The organism is Bacillus sp. DE0042 (assembly GCF_007680225.1).
Classification (GTDB): Bacteria; Bacillota; Bacilli; order Bacillales; family Bacillaceae_G; genus Bacillus_A; species Bacillus_A wiedmannii.
In genome coordinates, this window is the sequence record NZ_VEJP01000006.1 from 326,031 (window position 1) to 339,150 (window position 13,120).

General features: G+C 35.4%; 10 protein-coding genes, 2 pseudogenes and 1 other annotated feature. Of the genes and pseudogenes, 10 read left to right on the plus strand and 2 right to left on the minus strand.

What is annotated here, in order from left to right; translation table 11 throughout:
• Positions 1-261: pseudogene (locus tag FS802_RS31735) on the plus strand (hypothetical protein); the annotation flags it as partial.
• A gap of 81 nt (positions 262-342) precedes the next feature.
• Here FS802_RS31735 and FS802_RS22300 read toward each other — a convergent pair.
• Complete coding sequence (locus FS802_RS22300; RefSeq protein ID WP_000560317.1) at positions 343-570, minus strand: hypothetical protein; 228 nt, start codon at positions 568-570, stop codon at positions 343-345.
• 166 nt (positions 571-736) lie between these two features.
• Positions 737-973: a binding site (T-box leader), on the plus strand.
• Positions 974-1,038: 65 nt separating this feature from the next.
• On the opposite strand from FS802_RS22300, the gene FS802_RS22305 reads away from it, so the two are divergent.
• The 4 genes from FS802_RS22305 to FS802_RS22315 all read left to right on the plus strand — a co-directional run bounded on the left by FS802_RS22305 (position 1,039) and on the right by FS802_RS22315 (position 6,320).
• Positions 1,039-2,352, plus strand: a complete 1,314-nt coding sequence (locus FS802_RS22305) for an APC family permease (protein WP_144525484.1) — start codon at positions 1,039-1,041, stop codon at positions 2,350-2,352.
• A 109-nt stretch (positions 2,353-2,461) separates the two neighbouring features.
• The gene (locus FS802_RS22310) at positions 2,462-3,646 is read left to right on the plus strand and encodes an MFS transporter (RefSeq protein WP_098720871.1); all 1,185 of its coding nucleotides are present in this window, start codon (positions 2,462-2,464) and stop codon (positions 3,644-3,646) included.
• A 79-nt stretch (positions 3,647-3,725) separates the two neighbouring features.
• Complete coding sequence (locus FS802_RS31230) at positions 3,726-3,896, plus strand: hypothetical protein (RefSeq protein WP_000971476.1); 171 nt, start codon at positions 3,726-3,728, stop codon at positions 3,894-3,896.
• A 267-nt stretch (positions 3,897-4,163) separates the two neighbouring features.
• Complete coding sequence (locus FS802_RS22315; protein ID WP_098720872.1) at positions 4,164-6,320, plus strand: SpaA isopeptide-forming pilin-related protein; 2,157 nt, start codon at positions 4,164-4,166, stop codon at positions 6,318-6,320.
• A gap of 30 nt (positions 6,321-6,350) precedes the next feature.
• Here the strand turns inward: FS802_RS22315 and FS802_RS22320 are convergent, their stop codons facing one another.
• Positions 6,351-7,109: a TrmB family transcriptional regulator gene (locus tag FS802_RS22320; RefSeq protein ID WP_048561873.1), complete on the minus strand. Its 759-nt coding sequence runs from the start codon at positions 7,107-7,109 to the stop codon at positions 6,351-6,353.
• A gap of 814 nt (positions 7,110-7,923) precedes the next feature.
• On the opposite strand from FS802_RS22320, the pseudogene FS802_RS22325 reads away from it, so the two are divergent.
• The 5 genes and pseudogenes from FS802_RS22325 (at position 7,924) to FS802_RS22345 (ending at position 13,115) form a co-directional block, all read left to right on the plus strand.
• Positions 7,924-9,054 (plus strand): annotated as a pseudogene (locus FS802_RS22325) (RNA-guided endonuclease InsQ/TnpB family protein).
• A 158-nt stretch (positions 9,055-9,212) separates the two neighbouring features.
• Complete coding sequence (locus tag FS802_RS22330) at positions 9,213-11,213, plus strand: methyl-accepting chemotaxis protein (RefSeq protein ID WP_098654911.1); 2,001 nt, start codon at positions 9,213-9,215, stop codon at positions 11,211-11,213.
• A 77-nt stretch (positions 11,214-11,290) separates the two neighbouring features.
• Positions 11,291-11,593 (plus strand): MTH1187 family thiamine-binding protein, encoded by a 303-nt coding sequence (locus FS802_RS22335; protein WP_001018862.1) that lies wholly within the window; start codon positions 11,291-11,293, stop codon positions 11,591-11,593.
• A gap of 48 nt (positions 11,594-11,641) precedes the next feature.
• Positions 11,642-11,887, plus strand: a complete 246-nt coding sequence (locus FS802_RS22340; protein ID WP_098654912.1) for a YusU family protein — start codon at positions 11,642-11,644, stop codon at positions 11,885-11,887.
• A 310-nt stretch (positions 11,888-12,197) separates the two neighbouring features.
• A complete protein-coding gene (locus tag FS802_RS22345) occupies positions 12,198-13,115 on the plus strand; it encodes a proline dehydrogenase family protein (RefSeq protein WP_000436767.1) in 918 nt (305 codons plus the stop codon).
• Positions 13,116-13,120 lie beyond the last annotated feature (5 nt).

Below are 13,120 nucleotides of genomic sequence, written 5' to 3' on the forward strand. Positions count from 1 at the left end.
GAAGCAACAAAAGAAAAAGTAAAGTCTATTTTTGAACAAGAAAAATCCGGGAAATTAACTCATGAGCAAGCAAAAGAAGAATTAACAAAGCTAGGTGTGAAACTTCCAGAGAAAGAGAAGCATGAAGACATCTTTGTGGGATTAGATGAGGCAACGAAAACAAAAGCAAAAGCGATTTTAGAGAATGAAAAGAAACAATTAGAGGCGTTGAATGTGGATCTTCCGCATCATAAGTTTTTTATGAACAAAGATGAGAAATAATTGAGTGAAGTCGTATCTTTCGTGTGGGCAACCGAAAGGTACGTGTAAGGACCGATTTCTGTTAGCAGAAATCGGTCCCTTTTAATGATTCAATAAAATTTTTTTCATTGTTAGTATGTATCCAAAGAGGCAGTAGAAGATTGCAAAACCGATAAACACTTCTGTATATTGATATTTACCTAATACGTAGAAGGCAGTAGCTGGTATAATAGCTACCGCTAAAATGCTATAACCAGGATACTTGTGCCTGTACATGATAGCGAATAGAACAGAAAGAAACGTAGCGATAATACAAAAAATAGCAATCATTATTCGTGCACCTCCTATATAGACTATACCATTTTTAGGGGATTCGAGAAGTATCGTAACTTCTGTTATAATATAAGAAGAGAAATATTTCATATGTTATATAAAAAAATATATTGATTTTTTCTAACAATTCAATATAATGAACAATAACTACAAAATTCGACATCAAGAAGTGATGATGAGGACATGATCAATTTTTTACGATTCTCAGAGAGGGAAGCCTTTGGCTGTGAGCTTCCTAATACGGAAAACTGGATTACCACCTCTGAACTGCAGCAGTGAACGGATACCTAGTAATTGCTTGCCGGCAAAAACCGTTATTTTGACTTGAGAAATTGGTGAAGTGTGTTACTTTGCGAATTGAAACAAGGGTGGAACCACGAATACAACACTCGTCCCTTTTTTAGGGAGGAGTGTTTTTTTATTTCATTTTTGCATCACACTAGAATTGGAAGGAGGATACGCAGCATGCATCATGATGAGAAGAACAAAATTGGTTTAACAGTAGCACTTTCTATCGTAGTAGGAACGATTATTGGATCTGGTGTGTTTATGAAACCAGGGAGCGTATTAGATTACTCAGGGAGTTCTAATATGGCGATTCTTGCTTGGGTAATTGGTGGACTATTGACGCTAGCCAGTGGTTTAACAGTAGCCGAAATTGGAGCGCAAATCCCGAAAAATGGTGGGTTGTATACGTATTTAGAGGAGATTTACGGAAGTTTTTGGGGATATTTATCAGGCTGGATGCAAACAATTGTTTATGGACCAGCTATTATTGGAACATTAGGCTTGTATTTTAGTTCTTTAATGATTAATTTTTTCTATTTAGATAAAGTATGGAATTTACCAATTGCTATTGGAACAGTTATGTTCCTTGGCGTTGTAAATAGTATGGGAACAAAATATGGAGGTATCGTCCAAACGGTTACGACAATTGGGAAGATGATTCCGATTGTATTAATTGTTGTGTTAGGTTTTTGGAAAGGGAATAGCGATATCTTTAATGTAGTTGTGCCGATATCAGAAAATCAAAGTATCGGTATGGCAATTTTAGCAACATTATTTGCTTATGACGGCTGGATTCTACTTGCTTCAATTGGCGGAGAAATGAAGAACCCAACAAAGTTATTACCGAAAGCGATGACAGTTGGGATTTTAATTGTAACGGCTGCTTACGTATCAATTAACTTAGCGTTACTAAATGTATTACCAGCAACGCAAATTGTAGACCTTGGAGAGAATGCAACAGCGACAGCTGCGGGCATGCTACTTGGAGAATATGGCGGGAAAATCATTAGTATCGGTATTATCGTTTCTATTTTCGGTTGTTTAAATGGAAAGATTTTAACGTTCCCACGTATTCCGATGTCGATGGCAGAGCGTGGGCACCTTCCGTTTTCTAAGTTTATCGCAAAGGAAAGTCCAAGATTTAAAACACCAGCAAATGCGATTACTGTTGAAATCATTTTAGGAATTATTTTAATGATTATTAGTGATCCGAATAAGCTATCTGAGATTTCCGTATTCATTATTTATATTTTCTATGTAATGACGTTTATTGGTGTCTTCATTTTAAGAAAACGTAACAAGAATAAAGAGCGTGCATACAGTGTACCGTTATTCCCGATTGTACCAATCATTGCGATTTTAGGATCATTGTTTGTACTTGGAAGTGCGATTATTAATGATCCGGTAAGTTGTTTCTTATCAATTGGAATTGTCTTTACTGGACTACCGGTATATTGGTATTTAAATAAGAAGAACAAAACTAGTGTTTAATAATTAGAAGGCAGGCGTATGATACGCCTGTTTTTTTATTGTAAAAAAATTGTACTTGTTTTCAATTTCTTTTTTGGTTACTATAGTCGTAGTAACCAAAAAAGAAGGCGTGGGGAAAGACTTGAATTTTCGTGTGTATATTTTAGCTATCGCGGCTTTCGTAGTCGGAACGGTTGAGCTAATTATAGGAGGAACGCTCGATCTAGTTGCCAATGATTTAGGAGTATCTATTAGTGCAGCTGGTCAGCTTATAACAATATTTTCAGTAGTATTTGCTTTATCAGGTCCGGTTTTATTAGCGGTAACTGGAAAATTTGAAAGAAAAAGATTATACATTGGGGCATTATCAATTTTCTTAATCGGAAATATTATTTCAGCATTTAGTGTGAATTACGGGATGTTAATGTTTTCAAGGGTTGTTTGTGCAGCGAGTGGTTCGCTTATTATTGCACTATCAGTAACACTTGCTTCTAGCGTTGTAGAACCGCATTTTCGTGCGCGTGCAATTGGAATCATTTTCATGGGGATTAGTGGATCGCTCGTACTTGGAGTACCACTTGGACTTGTACTCGGAAATGCATATGGATGGCGTGCACCATTTGTATTAATTTCGGTATTAACAGTTATAGCAATCGCTTGTATTTCATTATTCTTAACGAAAGTACCACCGACATCAGTGTTATCAATAAGAGAACAAATTGCTACGTTAAAAGATAAGAAAATCGTAAGTGCACAGTTAACATCATTTTTATTTTTAACGGGTCATTTAACATTATATGCATATTTAACACCTTTCTTAAAAGATGTGATGCATGTTGAAGCGGATTGGATTAGTGTATTTTACTTTATTTTCGGAATTGCAGCGGTACTTGGAGGCGGCCTTGGGGGCTTGCTTGCTGATAAATGGGGATCGAAGAAAAGTATTATCTCAATTATTATCGTATTTGCATGTGCAATCTTCATATTACCAATGATGACCTTCTCATTCCCACTGTTCATTATTATGATGGGACTTTGGAGTATGCTGAGCTGGGCTATTTCGCCAGCGCAACAAAACTATTTAATTGAAATTGCGCCAGAATCGGCTGGTATTCAGCAAAGTTTAAATAACTCTGCGCTTCACTTAGGAATTGCGCTCGGTTCAACAGTAGGCGGAGTTGTTATTGAGAAATCATCTGTTATATATAACGCTTGGGTAGGCGGTGGCTTTATTATATTAGCGCTGCTTTGTGCGATTTTCTCTATTACGAGAGGACGTTCTACTCAGCTTGCAAAAGAAGAATCTATCGTTTGATAGGTTCTTTTTTATTTGTAAAAAATTGCAGGTTTTAGTAGAAAGGTGGAGAATTTGTATGTAGCGAGGTGATGGGTAAATGATGTTTAATTTCTCGATATTCGGTATAATACTTGCACTATTACCGATAGTTGTAGTTGTTTTTGTATTAGGATGGATTCGTGTCATCTATCAAAATTCTGAGAAACAAGTGGAGCAAAATGAGAAAATTATTGAGCTGTTGATGGAGATAAAAGAAAAAGATAAGTAACATGTATTCGTTTGAAATTTACTTCTGGTAAGTTAAAAAGGCACTTATAAAGTGCCTTTTTATTTTTTGGAAATTTAAAATATGTAATATTCATTTGTCAATAGCAGCATGAGAGCAAATAATGTAAAGGTTGCTTATTACTTTGGAACTTTCTCAACAATTCGACAAGATACTACAAAAAAACCACCTATTCTCTTTTTTTCACTATAAGTACAATGAAACAGTAAGATTGCTTCATGTAGAAATTTATATATGGTGGTGGAGAAAATGAAACGAAAGATGGTAGGAAAATGGTTTAGTTTTTTAAGTGCTCTTATTATTTTATTAGGAATTGTAATGCCACAAGTAAAGGCAGAGGTAATGAACAGAGAAACATATAAAATGGATTGGAGTTATAGTAATTCGAAACATCGTGAAATAAAAACAGAAATAATTAAAACGGCTTCGGGTAGTATTGCGTATTGTTTAACGCCTGATTTGCGTTCTCCAAATGGGGATGATTTGCCTGAAATGGGGAAAACATCTGATGCCATATATCGTGTTTTATTAAATGGGTATCCTCAAAAAAGCCCATCAGAATTAGGGGTAGCGACAGTAGAAGAAGCACATTATGCTACACAATTAGCGGTATGGATTGCAGCAAATGAATTAACGGTAGAAGATTTAGTTGCAAAAAATGAACGAGTACATAATCTTATGAAGCGTTTAGTAGAGGCTTCAAAACAAGAAACAGGATCACAAGATGTATTTTTAAAAGTTAATCCTGTAGATCCACAAACTGCTACACAAAAAGGTGATTATTTAGAAACAGGATTTTATGCAGTGCAAACAAATGCGGTTTCTGGCTCTTATACAATTCTTCCTGAAAATGCTCCTAAAGGGATTCGAATTGTAAATGAAAATGGAGAAGAGAAAAGTATATTATCAATTGACGAAAAATTTAAAATATTAATCCCGAAAGATACGAGTAGCGGTAATTTTAAAATGAAAGTGAAGTCTACTTTAACAAATTTACAAGCAATAGCTTTTAAAGGCTCGGAAAAAGTTCAAAATACAACAGTATTGTTACAAAGAAATAGTGAGAAAATCAGTACAGATTTAGTTGTAAATTGGGAATCAGTAGGCTCTTTAAAGATTATGAAATTAGGAGAAAAAAAAGAATTATTAAAAGGGGCTGTGTTTGAAGTTTCTAATGAAAACTTTAAACAAAATGTTACGACTAATGATAAGGGGATTGCTGAGCTAGGGAATCTTCCAATCGGTATATATAGCGTCAAAGAAATTCAAGCGCCAGCTGGATATGTGTTAGACGGAAGTACTAAAAAAATTGAAGTGAAAACTGGTGAAACTGCTGTATTAGAGTTAAAAAATGAAAATATAAAAGGGGAACTAGAAATAACGAAAGTAGATATAGCGGATGGGAATACGAAGTTACCAAATGCAGAATTTACAATCTACAACGAACAAGGGAAAGAAGTAGTAAAAGGGAAAACAAATGAGCAAGGTATAGCGAAATTCAAATTACCGTACGGAAAGTACACGTATAAAGAAACAATAGTACCAAATGGATATGTAATAAATGAAGAGACGTTCTCATTTGAAATAAAAGAGGATGGCGAAATTATTAAACATATCGTTCAAGATAAGAAAATAGAAGGTGAATTAGAAATAACGAAAGTAGATATAGCGGATGGGAATACGAAGTTACCAAATGCAGAATTTACAATCTACAACGAACAAGGAAAAGAAGTAGTAAAAGGGAAAACAAATGAGCAAGGTATAGCAAAATTCAAACTACCATACGGAAAGTACACGTATAAAGAAACAATAGCGCCGAATGGGTATGTAATAAATGAAGAGACGTTCTCATTTGAAATAAAAGAGAATGGAGAAATTATTAAACATATCGTTCAAGATAAGAAAGTAGAAGGTGAATTAGAAATAACGAAAGTAGATATAGCGGATGGGAATACGAAGTTACCAAATGCAGAATTTACAATCTACAACGAACAAGGGAAAGAAGTAGTAAAAGGGAAAACAAATGAGCAAGGTATAGCAAAATTCAAACTACCATACGGAAAGTACACGTATAAAGAAACAATAGCGCCGAATGGATATGTAATAAATGAAGAGACATTCTCATTTGAAATAAAAGAGGATGAAGAAATTATTAAACATATTGTGAAAAATAAGAAAGAAGAAAAGGCATCCCTTCCTTCTAAGCCAAATAAGCCAACACCGAGTGGAGAAGTGAAACCTTCTGTTGATGTGAAGCCGGTACAACAATCTAATACTCATAATGAAGTGCGTTTACCAGCTACTGGCGGCGTTGGCAATGAATTTACGGCTTTATTCGTTTTAGGAATTGGTTTTATTATTGCTGGTGCTTATGTGTTAAGGATGAAAAATAGAAAAGAAATGTAGAAAAAAACGCCTTGTAATAGAGGCGTTTTTTTAGTATCTCAACTTCCTCAACAAACTCTTAATTTCCTCATCTTGCATGAAGAGATCCAGATGCTTTTCTGTAATTTTTGCAAGTGCAACGTCGTGATAGAAAAATTCTGTAAAGAACTTTACGAAAGGTTGTGACATTGTTTTCATCGCTTGCCATGACTCTTGCTCTACACCAGCAAATAAAATTTCGCGGTCGTCAACGATGAGTAGCAAGTAGCGCTCTAATGCGTTAGGTTCTTCCGTTGGGATTAGAAAATGCATGTTTTCTAAGTCTGTTTCTACCTTTCCAACTATAAGGGACTCGAGTTTGACGCCTTGTTTTTCTTTTTGTTCTAGTAAAGGAAGGTATTCTAAAAGAGTATCATTCCAAGCTGAAATACGAATCGATTCTTTTGCACTTTCGATGAGTTCTTTACTTTGAACTCGAATAGAAGATTGCATTTTTAAGCTCCACACACGGTCATCTGTAAATGATTTTTTCGATATATTTGTTTCCAATTCTTTAATATTTGATTGGAATTCTGTCGTTAATTTTTCAATTGCTAGCTTGAGTGGTAATGCTGTATACAGCTTTTTCTTTTCTGACACAGAATCCATTACCATCCCTTTATCGATCAGGCGTGCTAGCACTTCATATATTTTTGCTTTTGGAACACCAGAGTGCTTCACAATCGTTGTAGCATCTAATGGTTCGTTGCTCGATACGACAACTTCATAAGCTTGGCTTTCATATTGTGAGAAACCGAATTTTTGTAACATAGTTCCCTCCGAACGAATGAGATTATATAGTTTAAGGATAATGAACTATTTGTTTTTGCACAAGTGGTAGTAGGTTGTCTAATCAGATTGAAATTAGAATTAGTTTCAATTTTTTCAATTAATCCATTATACTTAATATAGTGATTAATATAAGTATATTACAACGTGAAGGGTAATTAACTGTTACGATTTATTTAACCAATTATAACGAAAGTTAATTAAATATATCAGTAAGCCCTGCTAGTCCAGTGATTGGCTAGTAGTGAGGGTTAACTGCGGGCAATCCCTAAAGCTGATTGAACTACAACGTGGCTAGAAATAGCGAGCGTGAATGTTGCGAAAGCAGAAAAAATCAATCAGATGGTGTAAGGTTAAATCCTAAACACTAGAACAATGGGTCTTCCGCCTCGAATCATCTAAGTCAAAATGGATAAGATGAACGTTCAACGACTATCTCGTATAACTGACGAGAGTACATCACAAGCCTATGGTGGTGGAAAAATCCTCTATCTCTAAAGAGATAAACATATAGTCTGCGCTCATGTGAAAACATGAGAAGTTCATAAGAGAACTGGCTAAGGAATTGCGCCCTTAGTTGAACAAGATAAATTTTATTGAATCTATCAAACTCCATTGAAAATATCAAACATACGTGCTGTGTTAGGTTCAATGAGGTGAGAATAATAATGAAATTTTCACGAGTTAGTCAAGTATCAGAATTAACAGGTTTGCATCCGAGTAGTCTAAGGAGAATGCTGGTGGAACACGCTACTATTCAGAAGAACAAATCTTTCATTAAAGGAGTTAAATTCTGATGATATTGGCGAAGAAAGTCAGACTAATTCCAACGCCTGAACAAGAAAAAGTGCTTAGAAACCATGCTGGTGCTGCAAGATTCGCTTATAACTATTGTAAAAGAATGAGTGATAGATATTATAAGCTATTTGGAAAATCTGTTTCACAGTTAGCTTTACAGAAACGATTTACAAAGATCAAGAAGCGAAAGAGATATGAGTGGTTAAATGACATCAACGCACAAGTTCCCAAACAGGCTTCAAAAGATTTTGATACGGCGAGAAAACATTCGTTCAAAAAGTACAAAAATGGTTATCACACTTCTTATAAATCCAAAAAAGATTTAATTCAAGGATTTTATGCCAATTATGAAAGACTGATTATAGGAAAGAAAGTAGTTCATATTCAGTCTATTGGAGAAGTGAAAACAAGCCAACAACCACCAAGAAACAAAAAACCATCCAATCCAAGAGTTACATTTGATGGTCGTCATTGATGGATTAGTGTAGGATTCCAAGAAGATTTTGAATCCAAAGAACTAACCAATGAGTCGCTTGGTGTGGATGTTGGTTTAAAAGAGCTGTTTGTAGCTTCTAATGGTACGAAAGAACGAAATATAAACAAAGATGCTAAGGTTAAAAAACTTTTGAAAAGGAAAAAGTCAGCACAAAGAGATATGTCTAGGAGATTTAAAAAAGGTGTAAAAATTCAATCTGCCGGATATGAAAAAGCGAAAGCTGAGCACCTGCGGTTATCTAGGAAAATTACGAATATCCGAAATAACCATATCCATCAAGCAACAGCTAAATTGGTGAAAACCAAACCAATGAGGATTGTTGTGGAAGACTTCCCTATCTCAAACCTGTTAAAAAACAAAAAACTATCGAAAGCATTTTTATTTCAAAAATTAAACTTCTTCTTTCAATGTTTATCATACAAGTGCGAGAAGTACGGCATAGAGTATGTAAAAGCTGATAAATGGTTCGCTTCAAGCAAGATTTGTTCATGTTGCGGAGTTAAATACGACCATTCAGTTCAACCAGAAGGACAGTGGAGTTTAAAGATTCGTGAATGGGACTGTGTTGGGTGCAATAGCCATCACGATAGGGATGTAAATGCTGCGATAAATTTATCAAGATGGGTAAAATAAATGCTTGATAATAGGAGGTAACGATACTGCCTCGTGTGGAGTGTTATACCCCTCGTCCCTTCGGGGTTGCGAGAACACGATGAAGCACTAACTCGTGTAAATTTGATTGAATTGTATAGATTTAGTTAAGTTTATCGTATCGGGATGCTTGGGGGAAGATGTTAAGAAGTTTACGTTTGAAAATTGCGGTAGTATTTTCGGTACTTATTTCTATGATGTTCGTAATATTAGGTACAGCTATGTATCAATTACAGAAAGAGAAGGAAGTGCGCTCCTTAGACCAGTATTCTCAAAATACGATGGATCTTGTGACAGAGCAACTTACGACATTTGTTCAAAGAACGGATGAAGATATGGGATATTATGCGAACAGTGAGATGGTTCGTAATATACTTCAAGACGGAGTTACTCCAGAAGAAGAAGCCTTTTTGACGAAAGAGTTTTCGGAGTACAAAAAGAATCATCCTGGCATTTTAGACTTATATATTGGTACGAAAGATCAAAAAACATTAAGTGCCAATCTTGCTGAAGGTGGACAAGTGCCAGAAGGATATGATCCAACGACAAGACCATGGTATAAAGATTCAGAAGCTGATGTGAAAAAGGTTCACTGGGGACAACCTATGTATGAAATTGCAACAGGTAAGTTAAGCGTGGGAGTTTCTAAAGCAATTACAGCTCAAGATGGATCTGTATTAGGTGTTGTTGCGATGGATGTATCACTTGGAACAATTCAGAAGTTACTTCATAATATTCAATACAATAATGGCGGAGAAATGTTTATTATAAATGATAAAAATATGGCTCTCGTTTATCCAGAGAAAATAGGGAAAGATGTTTCGAAAGAGCCACTTGTGAAGAGTTTAAATAAAGAGGTAACAAAATATGCTGTCACTACATTAAAGGGTGAAGATGTAGTTGTTTATAGTCAGTCATTTGATTTGATGAAATGGAAAATAGGAATTTTTTATCCGAAAGAAACGATTGATGGGCTATTAAATAGTACGAGAAATACAGTCATTATAATGGCTTGTATTAGCTTATTAGTTGGAATCGCAGCTTCATACTTGTTCTCACGAAGATTAGCAAGACCGCTGCAACTATTAACGAATCACGTTCAAAAAGTAGCAGAAGGTGATTTAACGTTGCAAATGAAAGTGACAAGTAAGGATGAAGTTGGAGAGCTGACAAATCATTTTAATCATATGGTTGAGCAAATGAATGAAATGGTAAGTAAAATTAAAAATAGTGTATCAACAGTGCAACAATCAACGAATAATCTACATTATTTAACGAATGAAACTGTAGCAGCTAGTAGAGAAGTATCAGGTGCAATGGATGATGTGAGCGGAGGAGCGTCCACTCTTGCTAATAGTGTAGATGAAGTTTCAGAGCAACTCGAGAATATGGCGCAGTCAGTGGAACAAATGAATAATTCGGTTGGTGAAATAAAAGGTGTGGCTGGCAAAGCTGAAGAGGCATCTAAGCAAGGATTAAATACGATGCGTAATTTAGTTCGTACAAGGGGCCAATCATCTTCGATTGTTGTTCATACAGAGGAAGCATCCGGAAAGTTAGAGCAAAGAGTTGGATCGATTCAAAATGTTGTAGAGCTTATAAAAGGTATTTCGGATCAAACGAATTTACTTGCTTTAAATGCTTCAATTGAGGCGGCACGTGCAGGGGAACAAGGTAAAGGCTTTGCTGTTGTTGCTGAAGAAGTTCGAAAGTTAGCGGAACAATCGAAAGAGGCGACAGGAGAAATCGCAACGATGATTGGTGATGTACAAGTAGAGGTAAGACGAGTTGTAGAAGTTGTAAGTAAATTAAAAGATATCGCGGATATACAAAATAAAGTTACGACAGAGGCAGAAACGGAATTCCGCACAATTATGTCAGTTGTAAATACGATTAGTACTTCAGTGGAACAAATTGTAGAAGAGGTACATAACATCGGTTACGAGCAAGGAGAAATTACAGCAGTAATGCATACAATTGCTAGTACAAGTCAAGAAAGCGCAGCTGTTTCGGAAGAAGTAAATGCTGCAACTGAATCTCAAGTGAGTCATCTAGAAAAGGTAGCTCATACGATGGAAAGTTTGACGGAGCATATGAGAGACTTAGAAAGATTGGTTGAGCAGTTTAAAATAGAGGAATAACAAATTAGTAAAATGATGAGTATTTCGGTAAAATAGACAATGGATATATAAGAAGCAATTATAGGAGGAAGACTACTATGGCAATTGTTGACGTATCGATTATTCCAGTAGGAACTGGTAATCCAAGTGTTAGTGAATATGTAGCAGAAGTACAAAAGGTGCTAGAGAAAAATGCAGATCGCGTGAAGTATCAATTAACACCAATGAATACAGTAATTGAAGGAGATCTTCCTGTCATTCTAGAAGTAATTCAACAAATGCATGAAGTTCCATATACGAAAGGTGCACAGCGCGTTGCAACAACAATTCGTATCGATGATCGTCGTGATAAAGTAAGCACAATGGAGAAAAAATTAAACTCTGTTCGATCAAAATTATAAGAAAAAGCAGCGATCTTCGCTGCTTTTTTCATATAGGAGGTAAATAAGATGAGTGAAAAGTTTAACGAACAATTTGACGGGTTACTAGAGAAATACACGGAGTTATTACTAGGAGAGAGCAATGAAGAGAGAAAAGAACAGGTGCAGAAGTGGGCACTGTATTCTTACATAGCAAAGACGATGCCGGCTTTAGTGAAGCACTGGAATGAGACATATCCCGCTGCAAAAGAAGAGATGGTACAGTTAATTACAGATATTAAAAAGCTGAATGAAGAGAAGCGAAATGAGCAGTGAGAAGGCTTGAGGTAATGTTACATCAAGTTTTCTGTATTAATATCCTCATATAATTTACATGGAATATAAAGGGTTTTATAAGCATGTCGAATATTTTCGGCATGCTTATTTTGTGCCTAGTAAACTCGTTTTTTCTAAATGTCGAAAAATATTTCCTGCATATTTATAAGCGAGAATATAGGTTTTTAAATGTTTTTATAGTATTTTATAAATTATCAAAATAATTATTTGTATCCAATAATTTTAAACAGTGATATAATTTTGAAGAGGGGTAAAAAACAGATAAATCACAGTCATAGGGGTGAATTACATGGAACAATTAATGCGAAATTCGTTTCTTTTCTTGTCAAAAAATAAAGCGCTAACAAAATTGGCTAAAAAGTATGGTTTGCGCTTTGGTGCAGGTCGCTTCGTCGCAGGGGAAACGATTGAATTAGCGACAGCTGCAATTAAAGCATTAAATAAGCAAGGTCTTTGTGTAACGATCGATTATTTAGGTGAATTCGTTGATAACGAAGCGGAAGCAAATGAAATGGCTAGCGAATCGATTGAAGCGATTCGTGCAATTGGAAGAGAAGGTCTTAATTCGCAGCTTTCTTTAAAGATGACTTCTATGGGATTAGATATCTCTGATGAAATCGTAATGAACAATATGCGCCGTATTTTAGAAGCTGGAAAAGAAAATGGTGTGTTTATTACAATTGATATGGAAGACTATACGCGCTGCGGGAAAACAATTGAGATCTTTAAACAATTAAAATCTGAATACGATAATATTGGTACAGTTATTCAAGCTTACCTATATCGTACAGAAAAAGATATGGAAGAATTAAATGCTTATAGTCCTAATTTACGTCTTGTAAAAGGAGCTTATAAAGAGCCTGAAGAGGTAGCGTTCCCGGATAAGAAAGATGTAGATGATAACTATAAAAAAATTATTAAAATGCACTTATTAAATGGAAATTATACTGCAATTGCTTCACATGACGAAGCGATTATTGAATATACGAAAAAACTTGCCGAAGAACACAACATTCCAAGAGACCAATTTGAATTCCAGATGTTATATGGTATTCGTAATGAGCGTCAACTTGAGCTAGTAAAAGAAGGTTACAAAATGCGTGTTTATGTGCCTTATGGAAACGACTGGTATGGCTACTTCATGCGTCGTCTAGCAGAACGTCCAGCAAATGTTGCGTTCGTGTTAAAAGGTATGGTTAAAAAATAACCAAG